The sequence below is a fragment of the Pseudomonas sp. Eqa60 genome (assembly GCF_018326405.1).
In the GTDB taxonomy this organism is placed as follows: Bacteria; Pseudomonadota; Gammaproteobacteria; order Pseudomonadales; family Pseudomonadaceae; genus Aquipseudomonas; species Aquipseudomonas protegens.
Window position 1 is genome coordinate 2,939,261 of the sequence record NZ_AP024342.1, and the last position, 21,659, is coordinate 2,960,919.

General features: G+C 66.1%; 17 protein-coding genes. 10 read left to right on the forward strand and 7 right to left on the reverse strand.

The window, feature by feature from the left end; all coding sequences use genetic code 11:
* Window positions 1-13 precede the first annotated feature (13 nt).
* The 7 genes from KI242_RS13600 to msrA all read left to right on the forward strand — a co-directional run bounded on the left by KI242_RS13600 (window position 14) and on the right by msrA (window position 8,872).
* The gene (locus tag KI242_RS13600; RefSeq protein WP_212806253.1) at window positions 14-1,501 is read left to right on the forward strand and encodes an NCS1 family nucleobase:cation symporter-1; all 1,488 of its coding nucleotides are present in this window, start codon (window positions 14-16) and stop codon (window positions 1,499-1,501) included.
* 218 nt (window positions 1,502-1,719) lie between these two features.
* Window positions 1,720-2,997 carry a Zn-dependent hydrolase gene (locus KI242_RS13605; protein WP_212806254.1) on the forward strand — a complete coding sequence of 426 codons (1,278 nt, stop codon included), beginning with the start codon at window positions 1,720-1,722 and terminating at the stop codon, window positions 2,995-2,997.
* 347 nt (window positions 2,998-3,344) lie between these two features.
* Window positions 3,345-3,947 (forward strand): hypothetical protein, encoded by a 603-nt coding sequence (locus tag KI242_RS13610; protein ID WP_244868195.1) that lies wholly within the window; start codon window positions 3,345-3,347, stop codon window positions 3,945-3,947.
* A 259-nt stretch (window positions 3,948-4,206) separates the two neighbouring features.
* Window positions 4,207-5,175: an aliphatic sulfonate ABC transporter substrate-binding protein gene (locus KI242_RS13615; protein ID WP_019093858.1), complete on the forward strand. Its 969-nt coding sequence runs from the start codon at window positions 4,207-4,209 to the stop codon at window positions 5,173-5,175.
* Window positions 5,176-5,286: 111 nt separating this feature from the next.
* Window positions 5,287-7,359, forward strand: a complete 2,073-nt coding sequence (locus tag KI242_RS13620) for an ATP-binding cassette domain-containing protein (RefSeq protein WP_212806255.1) — start codon at window positions 5,287-5,289, stop codon at window positions 7,357-7,359.
* On the forward strand, window positions 7,356-8,411 hold the full coding sequence (locus tag KI242_RS13625; RefSeq protein ID WP_053150975.1) for a glycine betaine ABC transporter substrate-binding protein: 1,056 nt from the start codon (window positions 7,356-7,358) through the stop codon (window positions 8,409-8,411). The genes KI242_RS13620 and KI242_RS13625 overlap by 4 nt, the downstream gene beginning before the upstream one ends.
* An 11-nt stretch (window positions 8,412-8,422) precedes the next feature.
* Window positions 8,423-8,872: a peptide-methionine (S)-S-oxide reductase MsrA gene (gene msrA, locus KI242_RS13630; protein ID WP_065363814.1), complete on the forward strand. Its 450-nt coding sequence runs from the start codon at window positions 8,423-8,425 to the stop codon at window positions 8,870-8,872.
* 863 nt (window positions 8,873-9,735) lie between these two features.
* Here msrA and KI242_RS13635 read toward each other — a convergent pair.
* The 3 genes from KI242_RS13635 to KI242_RS13645 are packed head-to-tail and all read right to left on the reverse strand — an operon-like array spanning window position 9,736 to window position 15,509.
* Window positions 9,736-11,148, reverse strand: coding sequence for an efflux transporter outer membrane subunit (locus tag KI242_RS13635; RefSeq protein WP_212806256.1), 1,413 nt, complete (start codon window positions 11,146-11,148; stop codon window positions 9,736-9,738).
* Window positions 11,132-12,298 carry an efflux RND transporter periplasmic adaptor subunit gene (locus KI242_RS13640; protein ID WP_212806257.1) on the reverse strand — a complete coding sequence of 389 codons (1,167 nt, stop codon included), beginning with the start codon at window positions 12,296-12,298 and terminating at the stop codon, window positions 11,132-11,134. Before KI242_RS13640 ends, KI242_RS13635 begins: the two co-directional genes overlap by 17 nt.
* Window positions 12,288-15,509 carry an efflux RND transporter permease subunit gene (locus KI242_RS13645; protein ID WP_212806258.1) on the reverse strand — a complete coding sequence of 1,074 codons (3,222 nt, stop codon included), beginning with the start codon at window positions 15,507-15,509 and terminating at the stop codon, window positions 12,288-12,290. Before KI242_RS13645 ends, KI242_RS13640 begins: the two co-directional genes overlap by 11 nt.
* A 229-nt stretch (window positions 15,510-15,738) precedes the next feature.
* Between KI242_RS13645 and KI242_RS13650 the strand changes: the two genes are divergently transcribed.
* The 3 genes from KI242_RS13650 to KI242_RS13660 all read left to right on the forward strand — a co-directional run bounded on the left by KI242_RS13650 (window position 15,739) and on the right by KI242_RS13660 (window position 17,727).
* Window positions 15,739-16,143, forward strand: a complete 405-nt coding sequence (locus tag KI242_RS13650) for a hypothetical protein (protein WP_077933944.1) — start codon at window positions 15,739-15,741, stop codon at window positions 16,141-16,143.
* Window positions 16,144-16,176: 33 nt separating this feature from the next.
* Complete coding sequence (locus tag KI242_RS13655; protein ID WP_015635291.1) at window positions 16,177-16,587, forward strand: hypothetical protein; 411 nt, start codon at window positions 16,177-16,179, stop codon at window positions 16,585-16,587.
* Window positions 16,588-16,710: 123 nt separating this feature from the next.
* The gene (locus KI242_RS13660; protein WP_212806259.1) at window positions 16,711-17,727 is read left to right on the forward strand and encodes a PDDEXK nuclease domain-containing protein; all 1,017 of its coding nucleotides are present in this window, start codon (window positions 16,711-16,713) and stop codon (window positions 17,725-17,727) included.
* 75 nt (window positions 17,728-17,802) lie between these two features.
* Here the strand turns inward: KI242_RS13660 and KI242_RS13665 are convergent, their stop codons facing one another.
* The 4 genes from KI242_RS13665 to KI242_RS13680 all read right to left on the reverse strand — a co-directional run bounded on the left by KI242_RS13665 (window position 17,803) and on the right by KI242_RS13680 (window position 21,521).
* A complete protein-coding gene (locus tag KI242_RS13665; RefSeq protein ID WP_244868196.1) occupies window positions 17,803-18,174 on the reverse strand; it encodes a YkvA family protein in 372 nt (123 codons plus the stop codon).
* A gap of 330 nt (window positions 18,175-18,504) precedes the next feature.
* The gene (locus KI242_RS13670) at window positions 18,505-19,332 is read right to left on the reverse strand and encodes a sulfite exporter TauE/SafE family protein (protein ID WP_011060859.1); all 828 of its coding nucleotides are present in this window, start codon (window positions 19,330-19,332) and stop codon (window positions 18,505-18,507) included.
* A complete protein-coding gene (locus KI242_RS13675) occupies window positions 19,329-20,606 on the reverse strand; it encodes an FAD/NAD(P)-binding oxidoreductase (RefSeq protein WP_015635295.1) in 1,278 nt (425 codons plus the stop codon). The genes KI242_RS13670 and KI242_RS13675 overlap by 4 nt, the downstream gene beginning before the upstream one ends.
* A gap of 30 nt (window positions 20,607-20,636) precedes the next feature.
* A complete protein-coding gene (locus KI242_RS13680; RefSeq protein ID WP_011060861.1) occupies window positions 20,637-21,521 on the reverse strand; it encodes an MBL fold metallo-hydrolase in 885 nt (294 codons plus the stop codon).
* Between the last annotated feature and the right edge of the window lie 138 nt (window positions 21,522-21,659).

The following is a 21,659-nucleotide window of genomic DNA, read 5'->3' on the forward strand; positions in this document are numbered from 1 at the left end:
CAGTGGAGCGGCCATGCAACAGATCAGATCCCAGGTGACCGAGCGCGCCGGCTTGTACGAGCTGGACGCCGGCAGCGACGTACTCGACAGCCCCCGTTACAACCACGACATCGCACCGACCAAGGTCCAGGAACGCACCTGGAACAAATGGCACATCACCGCACTGTGGATCGGCATGTCGATCTGCGTGCCCACCTACACCCTGGGCGGGGTGCTCACCGCCTACTTCGGCCTCAGTGTCGGCGAGGCGCTGCTGGCGATCCTGCTGGCCAATATCGTGGTGCTGGTGCCCCTGACCCTCAACGCCTTTGCCGGCACCAAGTACGGCATTCCGTTCCCAGTGCTGCTGCGCTCCTCGTTCGGCATCATCGGCTCCAACGTGCCGTGCCTGATCCGCGCCCTGGTGGCCTGCGGCTGGTTCGGCATCCAGACCATGTTCGGCGGGCTGGCGATCCACCTGTTCCTGGGCTCGATCTTCGAGGGCTGGAAGGCCCTGGGCGGCACCGGCGAGGTGATCGGCTTCATGATTTTCTGGACCCTCAACCTGTGGGTGGTGCTGCGCGGCGCCGAGTCGATCAAGTGGCTGGAAACCCTGTCCGCGCCGCTGCTGGTGGCGGTGGGCATCGGCCTGCTGGTATGGGCCTTGCCCAGCGTGTCGCTGACTGAGCTGTTGGCGATCCCGCCCAAGCGTCCCGAGGGCGCCAGTGTCACCGGTTACTTCATGGCCGGGCTCACGGCGATGGTGGGTTTCTGGGCCACCTTGTCGCTGAACATTCCCGACTTCAGCCGCTACGCGAAAAGCCAGAAGGACCAGATCCTCGGACAGCTCTTCGGCCTGCCGCTGACCATGTTCCTGTTCGCCGCCCTGGGGGTGGTGATGACCGCCGCCTCGGTGAAACTGGTGGGGGTCACGGTGTCCGACCCGGTGAGCCTGATCGGCCACATCCAGAGCCCGGGCTGGGTGGCCCTGGCCATGGCGCTGATCATCATCGCCACCTTGTCCACCAACACTGCGGCCAACATCGTCTCGCCCACCAACGACTTCCAGAACCTGGCGCCCAAGCTGATCGGCCGCACCACCGCGGTGATCCTCACCGGCCTGGTGGGGCTGGCGCTGATGGGCCACGAACTGCTGAAAAAGCTCGGCCTGCTGATTTCCGACGTCAGCCTGGAGACCGTGTATTCCAACTGGCTGCTGGGTTATTCCAGCCTGCTGGGGCCGATTGCCGGGATCATGGTGGTGGACTACTTCATCATCAAGAAACAGCGCCTGGACCTGGCCGGCCTGTACCGCGACGACGTCTACCCGGCGTGGAACTGGCACGGCTTCATCGCCTTCGGCGTACCGGTGGCCCTGACCCTGATGTCTCTGGGCAGCAGCGCCTTCAACTGGTTCTACAGCTACGGCTGGTTCACCGGCTCGGCCCTGGGCGGGTTGATCTACTACGGTCTGTGCAGCCTGCGCAGCCCCCAGGTGGCGACCGCCAAGACCCCAACATGAACACCCAGCCAGCGTGCTCGCGGGCACCACCCCCGTCCCGTAGGAGCTGGCTTGCCAGCGAAGGCGTCGGCAAGGGCGATGCACCTCTTGCGGGCCCCTTCGCCGGCAAGCGCAACGCCGCCCGGCCGGCTCCTACCGATTGTTGCTAGGCCGTTATCCCGGGCGATTGCGCCACGCATCCCCCGACAAAACCAGAAGAAACGCCTGAGGAAATCACCATGAACGCTGCCGTCGAGGTTCTGCAATCCAGCCATCAGCACATCAACCACGACCGCCTGTGGCAGTCGCTCATGGAACTGGCCAGGCTCGGCGCCACGGTCAAGGGCGGGGTCTGTCGCCTGGCCCTGACCGACCTTGACCGCCAGGCCCGCGACCTGTTCGTGCAATGGTGCAAGGAGGCCGGTTGCGCGGTCACGGTGGATGGCATCGGCAACATCTTCGCCCGCCGCCCCGGGCGCAATCCGCACCTGCCGCCGGTGATGACCGGCAGCCATATCGACACCCAGCCCACCGGCGGCAAGTTCGACGGCTGCTTCGGTGTATTGGCCGGGCTGGAAGTGCTGCGCACCCTCAACGACCTCAAGCTGGAAACCGAAGCGCCCCTGGAAGTGGTGGTGTGGACCAACGAAGAGGGCTCGCGTTTCCCGCCGTGCATGATGGGTTCCGGAGTGTTCGCCGAGAAATTCACCCTGCAAGACACCCTGGCCAAGACCGACGTCGATGGCGTCAGCGTCGGTGAGGCGCTGAACGCCATCGGCTACGCCGGCACGCGCCCGGTCAGCGGGCACCCGGTGGGCGCCTATTTTGAGGCGCATATCGAGCAAGGCCCGATCCTGGAAGACGAGCGCAAGACCATCGGCATTGTCCTCGGCGCTCTGGGGCAGAAATGGTTCGACCTCAAGCTGCGCGGTGTCGAAGCCCACGCCGGCCCGACCCCCATGCACCTGCGCAAGGACGCCCTGGTGGGCGCCGCCGCCGTGGTGGCGGCGGTCAATCGCGCCGCCCTCGGCCACCAGCCTCACGCCTGCGGCACCGTTGGCTGCCTGCAAGCCTACCCGGGTTCGCGCAACGTGATTCCGGGCGAGGTGCGCATGACCCTGGACTTCCGCCACCTGGAGCCGGCGCGCCTGGACTCGATGATTGCCGAGGTGCGCCAGGTGATCGACAACACCTGCGAAGAACACGGCCTGAGCTTCGAACTGACCCCCACCGCGGACTTTCCGCCGCTGTACTTCGACCCGGTGTGCGTCGATGCGGTGCGCGGCGCCGCGCAGGGTTTGGGGTTGTCCCACATGGACATCGTCAGCGGTGCCGGGCATGACGCGATCTTCGTCGCCGAGCTGGGCCCGGCGGGGATGATCTTCGTGCCTTGCGAAGGTGGCATCAGCCACAACGAAATCGAGAACGCCGACCCCGACGACCTCGCCGCCGGCTGCGCGGTGCTGCTGCGCGCCATGCTCGCCGCCTCCCAGGCCATAGCCCAGCGCCAAGCGTAGGAGCCGGCTTGCCGGCGAAGAGGCCCCTCAGATGTGCATCGCCAGTGCCGACGCCTTCGCTGGCAAGCCAGCTCCTACACGGGGCTTGTGGTGTTTCCACGAACCTGCCCACACCACCATTCCCGTAGGAGCCGGCTTGCCGGCGAAGGGGCCCGCAAGATGTGCATCGCCGGTGCCGACGCCTTCGCTGGTAAGCCAGCTCCTACAGGGGGCTTGTGGTGTTTCCACGAATCCGCCCACACCACCATTCCCGTAGGAGCCGGCTTGCCGGCGAAGAGGCCGGCAAGACATGCATCGCCCATGCCGACGCCTTCGCTGGCAAGCCAGTTCCTGCAAGGGGCCTTGTGGTGGGCTTTGCCTGGCGTACACTGGCGAACTTTTCCCATGGGATGCCGAATATGCACAGGATGGTGCTCTGCCTGGCCCTGGCTCTGAGTCTCGGCGGTTGTATCGATTACAAATGGGGCCACGACTGGAAGGCCGACAGTCCGGGCGGCTGGCAAGACGCAAGCGTTGTCGGTTTCGACAAAGGCACGGCGTTCCAGCTGGCCTGCGGGGGCAGCCCACTCTATGTGAACGTGGAGACCCGCGCCTCCCATCAACTTTTATCGCTGTTCTTCATCCCGTTGTTTTCCGCGTCGGACGATGACGGCCATGTATGGATCAGGGCCAGTCACCCCAGCCTGATGGCATGTGCTTCGCCTGCGCAAAACCCTCTGCTGCTGAAGCTGGACAACCGGCCCATTCAGGCAGTTGGCTTCTCGCGGCGTAGCGGCGAAGGCCTATGCATCATCGACCTGGGCCCGCGCGAGTTGCAGGGCGAACAGCTGTCGATCGAGGTCAACCAGGCCTTGCTGCCCTGCGCAGTGGCGCCGATGACCCTGAAAAAGGACAGTTTCTTCTGCCTGCGGGCTACAAAGTTCGGCGGCTCGACACCGTGCGGTCGGTAGCCAAAAGCAAGGCCCTGCGTACCGAACGCGGCCCGACCTTTCGCAGCCTCGCGGGCTCGGCAGCGGTTACAGGGTCTGTGGTGAGCTGGGTTTTTGTAGCCGCTGCCGCAGGCTGCGCACGCCCGGCACGGGCGTAGGGGGCAGGGCCGAGATAGAGCTGCCAGCCGAACCTAAGCTAATTCCTAAAAAGTATTTATTTTAGATTTGTTAGATCGATTAGCTTTTAGCGACTTTCCTGTCTCCCAGAAGGTTCGCCCCCATGCGCCTGCCCTTTGCTTTGCGTCGTAGCTTGTCGATCACCGCCCTGGCCGGCCTGGCGCTGGGCATGGCCCTCAATGCCCAGGCCGATACCGACCTGCGCATCGGCTACCAGAAATCCTCGACCCTGCTGGCCTTGCTCAAGGCCCAGGGCACCCTGGAAAAACAGCTGGCGGGGCAGGGCGTCAACATCACCTGGCACGAGTTCACCAGCGGCCTGCCGTTGGCGGAATCGCTGAATGTGGGCAATGTCGATATCAGCGCCGATGTCGCCGACACGGTGCCGGTCTTCGCCCAGGCCGCCGGGGCCCAGCTGACCTATTTCGCCAGCGAAACTCCCTCCCCGGCGGCCCAGTCCATCGTCATTCCCAAGGATTCGCCGCTCAAGTCCCTGGCCGACCTCAAGGGCAAGCGCATCGCCGTGACCAAGGCCGCCGGCAGCCACTACCTGCTGATCGCCGCCTTGCGCGAAGCGGGCTTGAGCTTCGCCGATATCCAGCCGGTGTACCTGACCCCGGCCGATGGCCGCGCGGCGCTGGAAACCGCCAAGGTCGATGCCTGGGTCACCTGGGAACCCTTTGTCGCCAGCGCCCAGCGCCAGCAGGGCGCGCGGGTGCTGCACGACGGCCAGGGGCTGGCCAGCTATCGCCGTTACTACCTGGCTTCCAATGACTACGCCAAGGCCCATCCCGAGGTGCTGCAGCAAGTGTTCGCCGAGCTGCAGAAGACCGGCACCTGGGTCAAGGCGCACCCGGCCGAGGCGGCAAAACTGCTGGGCCCGCTGTGGGGCAACCTGGATGTGCCGACGGTGGAACTGGCCAACAGCCGCCGCACCTACAAGGTGGAAGCGGTCAAGCCCGACGCCCTGGGCGAGCAGCAGAAAATCGCCGATGCCTTCTACCAGGAAAAGCTGTTGCCCAAGCCGGTGGATGCCCGGGCCGTGCAGTTGTGGAGCCCCAAATCCTTGTAGTGGGTCGTTAGGTCGCTTTCGCTTGTAGGAGCCGGCTTGCCGGCGAACAGGCCCCCCTTTTTCTTGTTCACCGCCGATTACGCCATCCCGCGCCCGGCGTCAGGAGTTCCCGTGTCTGCCGTTCATCCCCAAGAGGCCTTTGCCGTCCCTGCCTCAATCAGCCCGCCTGCGGTTAACACCGACGTGGTGCTGGAATTGCGCCACCTGACCAAGCACTACGCCCGCCGCCGTGGCCAGTCCGCTCCGCCTGCGGTTGAGCAGGTCAGCCTCAAGGTGCGCCGTGGCGAAGTGCTGTGCCTGATGGGCACCTCCGGCAGCGGCAAGTCCACCTTGCTGCGCCATATCAACCGGTTGATCGAGCCCAGCAGCGGCGAGGTGCTGATCGACGGTTCGGCCATCAGCCAGCTTTCGGCCAGGGAACTGCGCACCCTGCGTTCGCGGCGCATCGGCATGGTGTTCCAGCACTTCGGCCTGCTGCCCCATCGCAGCGTGCGCGACAACGTCGCCTTGCCCCTGGAACTGCGCGGCGAGCCTGAGGCCCTGCGCCATGCCGCAGCCGACGTGCAACTGCAGGCCATGGGCCTGGAAGGCTGGGGCGAGCACTATCCCCATGAGCTGTCCGGCGGCATGCAGCAGCGGGTCGGCCTGGCCCGGGCCCTGGTCAGCGAGCCGGACATCCTGCTGATGGACGAACCCTTCAGCGCCCTGGACCCGACCATCCGCCGCGACCTGCAAAGCCACTTTCTGCAGGTGGTGCGCGAGCGCGGCATCACCACCTTGCTGGTGACCCACGACCCGGCCGAAGCCCTGCACCTGGCGGACCGCATCGCCGTGCTGCGCCACGGCCAGCTGATTCAGGTCGGCACGCCCGAGGAATTGCTGAAGCAGCCGGCGGATGCCGAAGTGGCGGACTTCTTCCAGGAACACGGCGCCCGCAGCGCCACGCCGGTGGCGACGATTGCCCCGCGCAAGAGCGCGACGACCCCGGCGCCGGTCAGCCCCGGACTGTCCTTTGCCCAGGCCCTGCTGCTGGGGCCCGCCGCCCTGGCCGCCAGCGGTCGCGGTGGCCTGTACTGGCTGGGCTTCGCCCTGGAACTGGGGGCGGCCGCAGCCTTGGGGCAAGGGCTGGCCACGGCCAGTTTCGCCTGGGCCGCCCTGGCGCTCATCGGCTTGCTGCTCAGCCGCCTGTTGAGCCTGGCCCTGGCCCGCCGCCCCAGCCGCCTGGGGCGTTCGGACTGGCGTCTGCCGTGGCTGGTGTTGCTGCTGTCCCAGGCCCTGGTGCTGTGGCGGGTGTTGGCCACCGATGCCTCTGGCCCCTGGCTGCAATTTCCCGCCGACCGGCAAGTGCTGCTGGGCACCGCCGCGGCCATCGATCAACTGATTGCCTGGTCCCAGGTGACGTTCGAAAGCACCTTCGTCGGCGTGATAGTCGCCGTGCGCACGGTGATCGAAAGCATCGAAAGCCTGCTGGGCTGGTTGCCCTGGCCGGTGCCGGCCCTGGCCCTGGTGCTGCTGGCCTGGCGCAGCGCCGGCGCCGCCCTGGCCCTGACCAGTGCCGCGGCCTTGCTCTACATCGGCCTGTTCGGTTTCTGGGAACGGACCATCGCCACCCTGGCCCTGGTGGGCTCCTCGGTGCTGATCTCGCTGTTGATCGGCGTACCCGCCGGCATCCTCCTGGCCAAGCGCGCCCTGGCCCGGCGCCTGATCACTCCGCTCCTGGACGTGATGCAGACCTTGCCCACCTTCGTGTACCTGATCCCGGCGGTGGCGTTCTTCTCGGTGGGCAAGACCCCGGCGGTGATCGCCACGGTGATCTTCGCCCTGGCGCCGATGATCCGCCTCACCGCCCTGGGGATTCAGGAAGTGCCCAAGACCGCCGTCGAGGCGGCCCTGGCCCACGGCGCCACGCCGTGGCAGATCCTGACCAAGGTCGAACTGCCCCTGGCTGCGGGCTCCTTGCTGCTGGGGATCAACCAGACCCTGGTGATGAGCCTGTCGATGGTGGTGGTGGCGGCGCTGATCGGCGCCGGCGGCCTGGGCTACGACGTGATGACCGCGCTGCGCAACATCAAGGGCGGCGAGGGCATGCTGGCCGGCGCCGCGATCGTGTTCTGCGCGCTGATTCCCGACCGCATCATTCAAGCGACCCTGCGCCAGCGGGATCGCACATTGCATCAATCATGAGGTGTCCCTTGAACAAGTCGTTTACCCGTACCCTTGGCGCTGCCGCGCTGCTGTTGGGGTTGTCCCTGCCGGTGCTGGCCAAGGACAAGATCGTCATTGGCGAGCAGAACTGGACCGGCGCCATCGCCATCCAGAACATCCTTGGCGAAGTGATCAAGAGTCGCCTCGACGGCGAGGTTTCCTACCTCGCCGGTGACGTGCCGGTGCTGTTCGCCGCCGCTGCCAAGGGCGATGGCTCGGTGGACGTGCTGACCGATATCTGGCTGCCCAACCAGTCCGCCGCCTGGGCCAAATACGTCACCGGCGGCACCCGCTCCCTGGTGCCCAACAAGCAGCCGTACCTGGGGGTGCAGGGCTTCTACATCCCCGGCTACCTGCAAGACAAATACGGCGTGAAGTCGGTCTACGACCTGCAAAAGCCTGAAGTGGCGAAACTCTTCGAACCCCTGGGCGGCGGCAAGGCGCAACTGCTGGTGGGTCCGGCGGGCTGGGAGTCGACCTACATCGGCGAGATCAAGGCCAAGGATTTTGGCTTTGCCGACAAATTCGAGTCTGTGTCCACCGAAGCCTCGGTAACCTACGCCAAACTCGCCGCGGCCTACAAGGCCCAGCGCGGCGTGGTGTTCTACGCCTACACCCCGGACTGGATCTTCTCCGCCTTCGACCTGCGCCGCCTGGATGAACCGGCGTTCGACGGCTACGCCCAGGACAACAAGAAGGGCGACCCGCTGTACAAGGCGGACGGTTGCTGGAAATTCATCAGCCCGACGGTGGATGCCGATTGGCTGAGCAAGAGCAAGATCACCTGCGCCTACCCGGATGCCCGGGTGTATGTCCTGGCGTCCACCGCCCTGCAAAAACGCGCACCGCGAATTGCCGCGTTCCTGGAGAACTTCAGCATCGAACCTCAGGCCCTGAACGACCTGATTCTCAAGATCGAAAAGGAACAGCAACCGGCGGCGCAGGCGGCCAAGGAATGGGTCGCGGCGCACCCGCAGATCGTTGATGGCTGGCTGGGTGCCAGCGGCGAGAAAGTGGGAGTGGCGCAATGAGTGGGGCGCCGGTGAACAGCCTCGAACAGGCGACCTTCGGCGCCGGGTGTTTCTGGGGCGCGGAAGCCGCGTTTCGGGCGCTGCCTGGGGTCGTGGACAGCCGCGTCGGCTACGCCGTGGAAGCGGCGGACGAAGCCTTGCAGATTGAAGTGGTGCAGGTGGATTTCGACCCGCAGGTGCTGGCGTATACCCGCCTGATTGAACACTTTTGGGATCTGCATGATCCGACCTCGGTGGATCGCCAGGGCGAGCATGGCGGGGTGAAATATCGCTCGGCGATCTTCCACACCAACGCCGCGCAAGCCGAACAGGCGAGGGCGGCCAAGACCGCTCTGCAAGACTCCGGCCGCCTCAACAAACCCGTGGCCACGGTGATCGTGCCCCTGGGCCGCTTCGACCTGGCGGATGAAGCGCACCAGCGTTACCTGGAGAAGAACGGCCTGAGCAGTTGCCACATTTGATCGTTTGCAGGTACGCAGGCTTTTGTAGGGGCTGGCCAGGTCGCTCAAGGGGGCTTCGGTGTCGAGGTAGAACACCGGGTGTTCGGTGTGGTGGGTGTGGTTGGGTTTTGATAGGGGACATATCCGTTGCTGCGGGTGTGGCCACTTATGGTTTCGCCCTTACGGCGAGTCCCTTTTTACAAACGCCTAAAAAGGAACCAAAAACGCTTGCCCCTCCATGGGCCCCTCGCTAAGGCTCGGGGTTCCCTCACTTCGGCATTGCTCCGGGGGCCGCCGCCAACCGGCCATCCCTGGCCGGGTGGCGGCTAGCTCGGCATCCCTGCCGAGCTGCCCCCTACGCAACGCCTACGCTCGGCCGGCTGGGAAGGGGCCTGAAGATCAAGATCAAGATCAAAAGCAAAAGCCAAGCGCGTTTTACGCGCTTTTCGTAGGAGCCGGCTTGCCGGCGAAAGGGCCCGTGAGACATGCAGCGCCTGGGCGGACGCTTTCGCTGGCAAGCCAGCTCCTACACGGGGGGCGCTACACGCCGCTCCAGCTCCAGCTCCAGGCCGGCAGGCCGCCGTCGCGCTCTTGATTTTGATCTTGATCTGAATGCCCCGTTAACCACGATGGCCGAACGCAGGCATTGAGCCGTGGGTAACCCGGCAGGGATGCCGGGTTAGCCGCCCCAGGCCATGGATGGCCTGTGGCGGCGGCCCACGGATCAATGCCGGAGTGAGGGCATGCCGAGCCTAGGCGAGGCACCGAGTGGAGGGGCAGAGCGTTTTGCTTACTTTTGCGCTTTTCAAAAGTGAGCCGCTGTAAGAGCGGAACCAATATCCGCCACACCCGCAGCAACGGATATGTACACCCTCCTCAAAAACTCACCCGTTCCACCCCCCACCCAACGCCACCACCAACCCCACACTGGCCTGCAACTCCCTTGTCTGCACCGCCTGCAACCCCCGCTGGGCCTGCAAGGCTGCGGTCTGCGCCGTCACCACATCCAGATAACTCACTGCTCCGGCCTGATAGCTGTTCATCGCCAAGGTCTGCGTGTGCTCGGCAGCATTCACCGCCGCCTGTTGGTCCAGCGCTTCCTGGTGCAAATCCCGCAGTTGCCCCAGGTTATCCTCCACCTCGCGCACCGCCCGCAGCACTTGCCCACGGTAATGGGCGGCGGCCTCTTCGAACTCGGCGTGGGCCTGGCGCTCATTGGCGCTCAGCCGGCCGCCGTCAAAAATCGGCAGGTTCACCAACGGCCCCAGGGCCCAATAACGATTGCCCGCGGCCAGCAGGTTGCCCACGCCCTGGGTCTGGCTACCGAGCATGCCGGTCAGGCTGAAATCCGGGTACCAGGCGGCGCGGGCGATGCCGATGCCGGCATTGGCGGCATACACACGGCGTTCGGCGGCGGCAATGTCCGGCCTTCGTTGCAGCAGGGTGCTGGGCAGTTGCCGGGGAATGCTCGGCAGGCTCAAGAGTTGCGCAGAGGGCGTCAGGTGGAATTGGCTGGCCGGCTCGCCCACCAGTTCGCCGATGGCGTGTTCGGTGAGGTTGCGTTGGGCGCGCACTTCGTCCAGTTCGGCTTCGGCGCTGGCCAGTTGGCTCTGGGCCCGGGTCAGGTCCAGTTCCGAGGCGATCTGCCCCTGGTAGCGGTCGCGGGTCAGTTGCAGGGCCTGGGCGTAATCCTCCAGGGAGTGGCTGAGGATGCGGCTCTGGGCGTCCAGGCCATTGAGTTGCACATACAGGCTCGCCAATTGTTTTTGCAGGCTCAGGCGCGCCGCTGCCAAGTCGTCGCCGGAGGCTTGGGCCTGGGCATCTCCGGCAGCCGCTTGATTGCGAATCCGCCCCCAGAGGTCGAGGTCCAAGCCCAGGGCAAAACCGGCGGTGTTGCTGTTGTATACCGAAGGCTGGGTGCTGCCGCGCAGCGGGCGGCTGTCCGACTGACGCTGGCGCAGCGGTTGGGCGCTGGCGCTGATCTGCGGGAACAGCCCGGCATGCAGTTGGCTGGCGTAGGCCTGGGCAGCGTCGTAGTGGGCCAGGGCCGCCGCCAGATCCGGGTTGGCTCGGAGCAGGCGTTGTTGCAGGTCATCCAACTGTGGGTCCTGGTACAGCCGCCACCATTGTTCGGCGAGCACCTGGGGCGCGGCGGCCGGGTGCCAGGGGCCGTCGGCGCTCTGTTCGCGATAGTGCGCGGGCAGGTCGATAGGCGGCACTTGGTACTGGGGGGCCAGGGAGCAGCCGTGCAGGGCCAGCAACAGCAGGGCGGCGAGGGGCTTAAGCCTTGGGCGCATGTTCGCCTCCCGCGTCCGCCAGTTGCACCAGGTCACCTTCGCGCAGGGCGTCCGGCGGGTTGTCGATGACCTGGTCGGTCGCTTGCAGGCCCTGGTCGATCACCAGCCGCTCGCCCAGGTCCAGGCCGATATGAATGCTGCGCAGGTGCACGTGGCGGGAACTGTCGATCACCGCCACCTGGGTGCCCTGGGCGCGGAAGATCAGGGCGCTGGCGGGGATGCTCACACCGTGGGTGTCGGCAGGGATGGCCAGTGTGGCTTCGGCATAGTCGCCGGGCATCAGCGCGCCGTCCGGGTTGGCGGCGACGAACTGTGCCAGCAGGGTGCCGGAGCGTGGGTCGATGGCGGTGGAATCGCCCAGCAGTTGCGCGCTGAAGTGCTGGCCAGGGTGCTCGGGCACGGTCAGCTGCGCTTGCAGACCAGGGTGGATCACGCTGGCGTAGTTCTGCGGAATCGGCACGTAGAGCCGCAGTTTGTGGGTGTCCGCCAGGTCGAACAGCTCCGGGTCGCTGTCGTTGTCGGCCTTGATCAACTGGCCGATATCGGTGTGGCGGGCGGTGATGGTGCCGGCGAACGGCGCACGAATGGTCTTGTAGTCCTCCAGCGCCGAGAGCCGCGCATAGTCGGCGGCGGCCGCCTCGGCATTGGCTTTGGCGGCGGCTGCGTTGGAGGTCTTTTCATCGGCTTCCTGGCGCGATACCGAGTGGCTGGCCAAGAGGTTCTGCCAGCGCTCGGCGGTGGTCTGGGCCAGCCGGGCATTGGCTTGCTGCTGGGTCATCCGCGCCCGGGCCTGGGCCACTTGCTGGTCCAGGTCGGGGCTGTCGATATGGGCCAGTACCTGCCCGGCGGCCACGTGGGTGCCTATGTCCTGGGTCCAGTCCTTGAGGTAGCCGCTGACCCGGGCATGGATCGGCGCCTTGCTCCAGGCTTCCAGGTGCGCCGGCAGGCGCAGGGTGTCGCCCAGCACGTTGTGCTGCGGCTGGAACACCAGCACCTGCGGCACGGCAGCGGTCTCGGTCCAGGCAACGACGGCCCGTTCATGCCGGGTGCGCGCGGCCAGGCCGCTGGCCACCAGCAGGGCAGCCAGGCTCAGGCCGCCGATGCCCAGCAGCATCAGGCGTTTGCGCGAAGGGGTGTGATCAGGCGACATGGGTGTTTTCTCCAGCAACAGCGGATTGGGGACGGCGGCCGTGGACCAGGCTGAAGACCACGGGGACAAAGATCAGGGTGGCCACGGTGGCGAGGATCAGCCCGCCGATCACCGCGCGGCCCAGTGGGGCGTTCTGTTCCTCGGACAGGGCCAGGGGCAGCATGCCGATGATCATCGCCAGGGCGGTCATGCACACCGGGCGAAAGCGCGTGTAGCCGGCTTCCAGCGCGGCCTTGAGGGCATCGCCGTGTTCCGCCAGGCGCTCGCGGCAAAAACTCACCACCAGGATCGAGTTGGCGGTGGCCACCCCCATGCACAGGATGGCCCCGGTCAGCGCCGGCACCGACAGCGAGGTGCCACTCAAGAACAGCATCCACACGATCCCGGCCAGGGCTGCCGGCAGCGCGGTGATGATCACGAACGGATCGACCCAGGACTGGAAGTTGACCACGATCAGCAGGTAGATCAGCACCACCGCACCCAGCAGGCCCAGGCTCAGGCCGCTGAAGGCTTCGTGCAGGGCGTCGATCTGCCCGTGCAGGCTGACCGTGGCGCCCTTGGGCCGCAGGGCCGCAGCGTCGTCCAGGACCTTTTGCATGTCGTGGGCCACGGCGCCCAGGTCGCGGCCCTGCACGTTGGCGTACAGGTCCAGGGTCGGCTGGATGTTGTAGTGGCTGACCACCGCCGGGCTCTCGACCCGGGAGATGTCCGCCAGGCCGCCGAGGATCTGCGACTGGCCGTTGCTGCCGGTGACCGGCAGCGCCTCCAGGGCCGGAAGGCTGTCCAGGCGGTATTGCGGGGTGGCGGCGACGATGGAATAGGACACGCCGTTCTTCGGGTTGAGCCAGAAGGTCGGCGCCACCTGGGAGCTGCCGGCCAGCGACGCCACCATGCTGTTGGTCACGTCGCGCTCGGTGATGCCCAGGCCATTGGCCCGCAGGCGATCGACCTTGACCTGCAAGGACGGGTAGCCGGTGGACTGCTGGATGCGCAGGTCGGCGATGCCCGGCACATGCTGCAGGCGCCGCTGCAGTTGCAGGGCGTAGGCGCGGTTGGCCGCGGCGTCGGGTCCGGAGATTTTCACGTCCAGGGGGGCCGGGGCGCCGAAGTTGAGGATCTGGCTGCTGATGTCTGCCGGCAGGAAGGCGAACTGGCTGCCGGGGAAGCTTTCCGGCAGGGCTTCACGCAGCTGTTTCACATAGTCGGCGCTAGGGGCGTGGCCGGGTTTGAGGGTGACCTGGATATCACCGTCCTGGGGGCCGATGGTGCCGCTGTTGCTGTAGGCCATGTCGATGCCGCTCAAGGGGATGCCGATGTTGTCGATGATGCTGTCCAGTTGCTCGGCCGGAATCACTTCGCGAATCCGCGCTTCGATACGGTCGAAGGCCGCCGCGCTTTCCTCGATCCGTGTGCCCAGGGGCAGGCGCACGTGCAGGGCCAGGGCCCCGGCGTCGGTGGCGGGGAAGAAGTCCTGGCCCAGGCTCGGCAGCAGGGCGAAGGAGGCCAGCACGCAGGCAAGAAAGCCGAGGATGAAGGTCTTGCGCCGGCCCAGGGCCAGGTGCAGCAGGCCGTGGTAGGTGTCGCGCACAGTGGAGAAACGCGCCTCGAAGCCCTGCTGGAAGGCCAATAGCCCGCGTATCAGGGCATTGCGCGGCTTGGCGTGCTGTTCGCCTTCGTGGTGGTTGATGAAGGCATCTTCCGGGTGGTGCCCGGGGCCGGCTTCCGGCGTATGGGGCTTGAGCAGGTACATGGCCAGGGTGGGCACCAGGGTCCGCGAGAGGATGAACGAGCTGGCCATGGCGAAGATCACCGCCAGGGCCATGGGCCGGAACAGGTAGCCGGCGATGCCCTGCAGCAGGAACATCGGCACGAAGACGATGCAGATGCACAGCAGCGAGACGAAGGCCGGGCCGACGATCTGCCTGGCGCCGTCGAGGATGGCCTGCTTGACCGCCTTGCCCTGCTCCAGGTGCCAGTTGATGTTCTCGATGGTCACGGTGGCATCGTCCACCAGGATCCCCACCGCCAGGGCCAGGCCGCCCAGGGTCATCACATTCAGGGTCTGGCCGCTGAGCGCCAGCAGGGCAATGGCCGAGAGCACCGCCAGGGGAATCGAGGCGGCGATGATCAGTGTGGAGCGCCAGCTGCCGAGGAACAGCAGGATCATCGCGCTGGTCAGCAGGGCGGCGATGATGCCTTCCTGGGCCACGCTGCCCACCGACTGCTTGACGAACACCGAGGCGTCCCCCAGCAGTGAGGTCTTCAGCGCTGGCGGCAGGGTCTCATTGATGCGCGGCAGCATCTGGCGGATGCCGTCGACGATCGACAGGGTGGAGATATTGCCGTTCTTCAGGGCCGGCATCAGCACCGCGCGGCGTCCGTCGACCCGCACGATGTTGGTCTGCGGCGGCGAGCCGTCGCGCACGTGGGCCACCTGGCCGATGGTGATCAGCGCGCCGTCCACGGTCTTGATCGGCAGGTCGTTGAGCTCCTCGATGGCGGTCGGGCTGTTGTTCAGCAGCACCGTGTATTCATCGCTGCCCAGCTTGGCGGTGCCCACCGGGATGATCTGGTTCTGCGCCGCCAGGGCATTGCCCACGTCCTGGGCCGACAGGCCCTTGGCGGCCAGGGCTTGCGGGTCCAGGTCGAGGGTGATCTGGCGCTGCTTGCCGCCCATGGGGGTGGGCACGGCCAGGCCGGGCAGGGAGCTCAGGGGCAGGCGGATGTTGTTCTGCACCAGGTCGCGGATCTTCGCCTCCGACAGGGTCGGGCTGGAAAACGCCATCTGCAGGATCGGCACCGTCGAGGCGCTGTAGTTGAGGATCAGCGGCGGGGTGATGCCCGGCGGCATCTGCTTGAGCACGGTTTGTGACACCGCGGTCACCTGGGCGTTGGCGGTGCGGATATCGACCCCGGGCTGGAAGAAGATCTTGACGATGCCCATGCCCGGCAGCGACTGCGACTCGATGTGCTCGATGTCGTTGACCGTGGTGCTCAGGGAGCGCTCATAGGTGTAGATCACCCGCCCGGCCATGGCGTCCGGCGACAGGCCGTTGTACTGCCAGACCACCGCCACCACCGGGATGCCGATATCCGGGAACACGTCGGTGGGGGTACGCAGGGCCGCCAGGGGCCCGATGATGCAGATGAATATCGCCAGCACGATGAACGTGTAGGGCTTGAGCAGTGCGGTCTTGACCAGCCCGAGCATGCCGAAAACCTCCGAGGGAGTGGGGTTGCAAACCTCGGCAGCCTGCAGCGACCCACCTAACACGCGGCTTTCAGCCAGGTGAAGGAAGTTTTAGGTAAGGCCTGTATTTCCTTTCATGTGGATTCATTTGTTCTCGCACCGGGGCCTCGACAAGCTTGGTGGCCATCGGCGCAGGGGATTTTTCCGGGCTTGCGCCGCACTCATGACTGTCATTTGCGAGGTTTCTTCCATGTCCCTCAAACCCTTGTTGCTGCTGCCGGGCCTGGGCCTGGTGTGCCTGCTTTCGGCCTGTGCCGGGCCGCTGCCCAAGGCCGATCCTCAGCAGGCCTGGATCGATCTTGCTCCTGAGTCGCCCAACGACTTGCTGGCCGACAGCGTCGATGGCAAGCGCCTGAACGATGGCCGCTACTTCCAGGTCAGCCCCGGCCAGCACCGCTTGCGGATGGCCTTGCTGCAAGGGGCCAACGGCAACTCGGCGCAACCCGAGTGCCTGGGGCGCTTGGACTATGCCGGGTTCCAGGCGGGGGGCCATTACCGACTGGTGGAGTCCAGCCAGGGCCAGGACGTCAGCGCCGAGCTGCTGGACGCCCAGGGCCGGCAGGTGGCCCAGAGCCGGCCGTTCAGTTGCCTGTAGGGCTTTTTTTTTCCATTGCCAAGGTAGATTTTCATGACACTCAAACCGCTGCTGCTGATACCCGTCCTGGGCCTCGCGTGCCTGCTCGGCGCTTGCGCCGGGCCCATGCCCCGGCCTGATCCCAGCGAGGCCTGGATCGGCCTGCAGGAAGAGGCGCCCAACGACCTGATGGCCGAACGGGTGGACGGGCAGAAGATCGACGATGGTCGCTATTTCCAGGTCAAGCCCGGTGCTCACCGCCTGGACGTGACCCTGTTTGAAGAGAACGTCGGCGACTCCAACCAGCAAGACTGCGACGGCCACATCAGCTACGGCGGCTTCAAGGCCGGGGAGCATTACACACTGGTGGAGTCGAGCCTGGGGAACGAGGTGTCGGCGCGCCTGTATGACGCCAAGGGCAAGCAGGTAGCCAGTACCCACGACTTCAATTGCATGCCCGGCTGACGGGGCTGTTTACCGCGCTCAAACAAGGACATTTCGCTCACCACAAAGAGACGGGCCTGACTTCAGGCCCATGGCGAGCCACGGGATGATAGGGGCCTGTCTCCCAGCAAGCGGGCGTGCGTCATGAAGCAAGAGGCTGAAGCGGCGATCTCTTCCACCGAAGTGGCATTTGGCGAAGTGGCGCAAATGATCACCGCCGCGCGACAGCGGGCAGTGCGCGCGGTGAATACTGAACTGGTGGAGCTGTATTGGCAGGTCGGGGCCTATATCAGCCGCAAGATCGAGGCGGCGGAGTGGGGTGATGGCGTGGTCCGGCAATTGGCGGATTACCTGGCGCGGCAGCAGCCGGGCCTGCGGGGTTTTACCCGGGCAAACCTGTTTCGCATGCGCCAGTTTTATGAGGCCTATCGTGCTGACGAGAAAGTCGCACCACTGGTGCGACAATTGTCCTGGAGCCACCATCTGGTGGTGATGGGGCAGAGCAAAGGGCCCAGTGAACGTGAGTTCTACCTGCGCTTGGCGGTCCAGGAACAATGGTCACGCAGAGAACTGGAACGGCAGATCAAATCCGCGCTGTTCGAACGCACGCTGACCCGCCCGGCCAATGCCTCGGCAACCTTGAAGCAGGCCCGTCCCGAGGCCCTGAAGGTCTTCAAGGATGCCTACATGGTGGAGTTTCTCGGCCTGGCCCAGGGGCATGACGAAGCCGACCTGCACCAGGGGCTGGTGCGCCAACTCAAGGATTTCCTGATCGAGATGGGGCGCGACTTCTGCTTTGTCGCTTCAGGCTATCCGCTGCAGGTCGGCGGGCGCGATTTCGCCCTGGACCTGCTGCTGTTCCATCGTGGGTTGAATTGCCTGGTGGCCGTTGAGCTCAAGGTCGGGCGCTTCGAGCCGGAGTACCTGGGCAAGCTGGACTTCTACCTGGAGGCCCTGGATCGCCAGGTGCGCAAGCCCCACGAGAACCCTGCCCTGGGCGTGTTGCTCTGTGCCAGCAAGGAGGACGAGGTGGTGGAATATGCCCTCAACCGTTCCCTGTCACCGGCGCTGATCGCCGAGTACCGGACCCAACTGCCGGACAAGCAACTGCTGCAGGCCAAGTTGCAGGAGTTCTATGCCCTGGACACCCAGGCGCGGTGAGTCGGGTGGCCATGGTGTCGGGGGCGCTGCACTGCCTTGGTGAGTCGAATGCCCAGCCTGGCGCCGACCTCTGGCTCATTCCGACTCGCTGCCGAACCAGTCGGCCAGGCGCGCGCTGGCTTGTTCCCGGACCTCGGCGTTGATGTGGGCGGCTACTGTCACCACTGAGCCGGTCAACAGGCCGAGGTCATCGACGTACCCGGCCCCGGGGATCAGGTCGGGGATGATGTCCAGCGGCAGCACGAAGTAACCCAGGGCGGCATAGATGGTGGTCTTGGCCCAGATCGGGGTTTGCGGCCGTTGCGCCGCGTAGTAGAGCCATAGGGCTTTCTGGATCAAGGTCCGGCCGATGCGCGAGGCGTAGCGGCCGATCTTGCGCCAGAAACAGAGTTCAAGGGACTGGGCGGTGGACATGGCGCACTCCTGGGGGACATGGGTCCAGGTCATGGTCGCCACCCGAGCGCTGGACCGGCAGAGGCCAATATTTCCCCGGTCGTTCTCAGCGTAGGAGCCGGCTTGCCGGCGAAAGGGCCGGACCAGGCGCCGTGAATCTTGCTTCAGGACAGGGGCGCCTGTGAGCACGCCTTCGCTGGCAAGCCAGCTCCTACGGGTGGTGCGCACATGATGCTGTAGGAGCCGGCTTGCCGGCGAAAGGGCCGGACCAGGCGCCGTGAATCTTGCTTCAGGACAGGGGCGCCTGTGAGTACGCCTTCGCTGGCAAGCCAGCTCCTACGGGGGGGGCGTACACGGTGCTGCAGGAGCCGGCTGGCGAAGGGGTCAAGGGGCAATCAGCCCCAGGGCGCCGCCGGCCAGCAGCAGGGCAGCGAGGATCCCGGTGATGGCGAACAGCTGTTGCAACCGCGGGCCGGCCAGGTGGCTGGCTACCTGGCGTCCCAGCACCAGCCCCAGGACCGCCCCCAGGGCAAAGGGCGCGCCCACCGCCCAGTGCATGATCCCGCTGAGGCTGGCGGTGACCACGCTGCCCAGGGAGACCAGGGCGATCACCGCCAGTGAGGTGGCGACGATGCTCTTGCTGTCCAGGTTGGTGTAGCGGCTCAGGGCCGGGATGATGACGAAGCCGCCACCCACCCCCAGCAGCCCGGAAAGCAGCCCCGAGAGCATTCCGGTGAAGGTCAGCGCCCGGGCGCAGGGCAGGGTCCAGCGCAGGCGGCCCTGGGCCGGGTTGAGCACGCAGGGCATGAAGGCCGGGCGCGGCGCCGGCTGGCCCTGTTTCAGTTCCAGGCTGGCCTTGCGCAGGATGCGCCCGCAGGCGTACAGCAGCACCAGGGAGAACAGCAGCGCCAGCGGCAGGTTGGGCAGGCGGTGGGCCAGCCACAGGCCCAGCGGCGCCATGAGGATGCCGATGCCGGCCACGAACCCCGCCGCGCGGTAGCGCACGATGCCCTGGCGCAAGCCCAGCACCGCGCCGACGCTGGCTGCCAGGCCCACCGCCAGCAGGCCGATGGGCGCGGCCTCGACCATGCTCAGGCCCAGGCCGAAGACCAGGAGCGGCACGGCGAGGATGCCGCCACCGGCCCCGGTCAGGGCCAGGATCGCACCGATGATCGCCCCCAGCCCGGCGCCCAGAAGACTGTGTTCGCTCATGCTTTCGGGGTGTCCGTGGCCAGGGTCGGATGGGCCAGCCATTCGTGGCCCTTGAGCATGCCGCGCCAGTACAGCGGTGGCAGGATCCGTTCCTTCAGCCACCAGGCGCGACGGGTTGGCTGGCGCCCGTCCAGCAGCCAGCGCGGGAAACTCGGTGCCAGCTTGCCGCCATAGGTGAATTCGGCGAGGACGATCTTGCCCCGTTCCACGGTCAGCGGGCAGGAACCGTAGCCGTCGTATTCAGCCAGGCGGGTCAGGCGCTTCAGGGCAACCAGCACATTGTTGGCCACCACCGGTGCCTGTTTGCGTGCCGCGGCGGCGGTCTTGGCATTGCTGGTATTGGTGGCGTCCCCCAGGCCGTGGATGTTCACGTAGCGCTTGTGGCGCAGGCTGCCCGGGTCGACGTCGATCCAGCCGGCGGCGTCCGCCAGGGGGCTCTGGCGGATGAAGTCCGGGGCGCACTGGGGAGGCACCACGTGCAGCATATCGAAGGCCCGTTCCAATGTTTCCTGGCGGCCATCGGCCAGGGTGCGGACAAAGGTCGCGCGTTTGGCCGGGCCGTTCACCGCCACCAAGTTATGGCCGAAATCCAGTTCGATGCCGTATTTCTTCACGTATTCCATCAGCGCCGGCACGTAGTCGGCGACGCCGAACAGCACACCGCCGGCATTCAGGAAGCGCGGCTTGATCTGCCCCAGGCGGCCGTGGCGCAGCCAGTGGTCGCAGGACAGGTACATGGCCTTTTGTGGCGCTCCGGCGCACTTGATCGGCATCGGCGGCTGGCTGAACAGCGCCTCGCCCTGTTGCAGTTGCTGCACCAGTTGCCAGGTGTAGGGCGCCAGGTCGTAGCGGTAGTTGGAGGTCACGCCGTGATTGCCCAGAGCCTGGGGCAGGCCGTCGATGGCGGCCCAGTCGAGCTTGAGCCCGGGGCAGACGATCAGTTGGTCATAGGCCAGCACCCGGCCGTCCTCCAGCACGAGGGCGTTGTGTTCTGGGTCGAAGCGGCTGACCGCGTCCTGGATCCACTTGACCCCCTGGGGCATCAGCTCGGCCATGGCGCGCTCGGTGGATTGGGCGCTGAATACTCCGGCGCCCACCAGGGTCCAGCCGGGTTGGTAATAGTGGTGCCGGGCAGGGTCGATGAGTGCCACGTCCAGGTGTGGATCGCGGGTCAAGAGGCTGGCAGCAACGGCGATGCCGGCGGCACCGCCACCGACGATCAGCACCTGGTGGCTGCCGTCGACAGTGGGCAGGGCCGGGTTGAAGGGGCGCATGGCAAGGTCTCCGTGTGGAGTAGGTAATAGTTATAGGGTGTTCAGGGGAATCTTCAGGTAGCTCACGCCGTTGTCCTCGGGCTCGGGGAAGTGCCCGCTGCGCATGTTGACCTGCACCGAAGGCAGGATCAGCACCGGCATGTCCAGGGTCGCGTCGCGGGCTTCGCGCATGGCCACGAAGCTGTCTTCGTCGACCCCCTGGTGAATGTGGATGTTGTTGGCGCGCTGCTCGGCGACGGTGGTCATGTACTGCAGCTCGCGGCCGTTGGGCAGGTAGTCGTGGCACATGAACAGCCGGGTGCTGGGGGGCAGGGCGAGGATCTTGCCGATCGAGCGGTACAGGGTCCGCGCGTCGGCCCCGGGGAAGTCGCAGCGGGCGGTGCCGTAGTCGGGCATGAACAGGGTGTCGCCGACAAAGGCCAGGGTTTCGTCGCCGACCTGTACCAGGTAGGTCATGCAGGCCGGGGTATGCCCCGGGGTGTGCATGGCCCGCGCGGTGAGGCCGCCGATGGCGAATTCGGCGCCGTCTTCGAGCAGCACGTCGAACTGGCTGCCGTCCCGGGCAAAGGCCGGGGCTTCGTTGAACAGCGCGCCGAAGGTCTTCTGCACCCGGGTGATCTGGTTGCCGATGGCCACCTGGGCCCCGAGCTGCGCCTTGAGGTAGGCGGCGGCCGACAGGTGGTCGGCATGCACATGGGTTTCCAGGATCCAGTCGACCCGGGCGTCCAGCTCTTTCACCCGGGCGATCAGGCGGTCGGCGGACTCGGTGTGGGTGCGGCCGGATTTCGGGTCGTAGTCCAGCACGCTGTCGATCAATGCGCAGTGGCGGCTGGCCAGGTCCATCACCAGGTAGCTGATGGTCCAGGTATGGCTGTCGAAAAAGGCTTCTACACGCAGCGTGTCGCTGATGATCATGGGGCACTCCAGGCAATGAAGGTGAGGGCAGTCTGCGCTGACGCTCGTTTCTTGAAGTGTCAATAAGCGTGCCAACCCGAAACGGCGTCGTTTGGCGCATGTTCGTTGGTTTAGACGCTTTTTCAACCCCTTGGTGAT

Bases quoted from the DNA above. Each gene is read 5' to 3' on its own strand.
- KI242_RS13600 (WP_212806253.1), top strand. From the start codon at position 14: ATGCAACAGATCAGATCCCAGGTGACCGAGCGCGCCGGCTTGTACGAG.
- KI242_RS13605 (WP_212806254.1), top strand. From the start codon at position 1,720: ATGAACGCTGCCGTCGAGGTTCTGCAATCCAGCCATCAGCACATCAAC.
- KI242_RS13615 (WP_019093858.1), top strand. From the start codon at position 4,207: ATGCGCCTGCCCTTTGCTTTGCGTCGTAGCTTGTCGATCACCGCCCTG.
- KI242_RS13625 (WP_053150975.1), top strand. From the start codon at position 7,356: ATGAGGTGTCCCTTGAACAAGTCGTTTACCCGTACCCTTGGCGCTGCC.
- KI242_RS13635 (WP_212806256.1), bottom strand. From the start codon at position 11,148: ATGCGCCCAAGGCTTAAGCCCCTCGCCGCCCTGCTGTTGCTGGCCCTG.
- KI242_RS13640 (WP_212806257.1), bottom strand. From the start codon at position 12,298: ATGTCGCCTGATCACACCCCTTCGCGCAAACGCCTGATGCTGCTGGGC.
- KI242_RS13645 (WP_212806258.1), bottom strand. From the start codon at position 15,509: ATGCTCGGGCTGGTCAAGACCGCACTGCTCAAGCCCTACACGTTCATC.
- KI242_RS13650 (WP_077933944.1), top strand. From the start codon at position 15,739: ATGTCCCTCAAACCCTTGTTGCTGCTGCCGGGCCTGGGCCTGGTGTGC.
- KI242_RS13655 (WP_015635291.1), top strand. From the start codon at position 16,177: ATGACACTCAAACCGCTGCTGCTGATACCCGTCCTGGGCCTCGCGTGC.
- KI242_RS13660 (WP_212806259.1), top strand. From the start codon at position 16,711: ATGAAGCAAGAGGCTGAAGCGGCGATCTCTTCCACCGAAGTGGCATTT.
- KI242_RS13665 (WP_244868196.1), bottom strand. From the start codon at position 18,174: ATGACCTGGACCCATGTCCCCCAGGAGTGCGCCATGTCCACCGCCCAG.
- KI242_RS13670 (WP_011060859.1), bottom strand. From the start codon at position 19,332: ATGAGCGAACACAGTCTTCTGGGCGCCGGGCTGGGGGCGATCATCGGT.
- KI242_RS13675 (WP_015635295.1), bottom strand. From the start codon at position 20,606: ATGCGCCCCTTCAACCCGGCCCTGCCCACTGTCGACGGCAGCCACCAG.
- KI242_RS13680 (WP_011060861.1), bottom strand. From the start codon at position 21,521: ATGATCATCAGCGACACGCTGCGTGTAGAAGCCTTTTTCGACAGCCAT.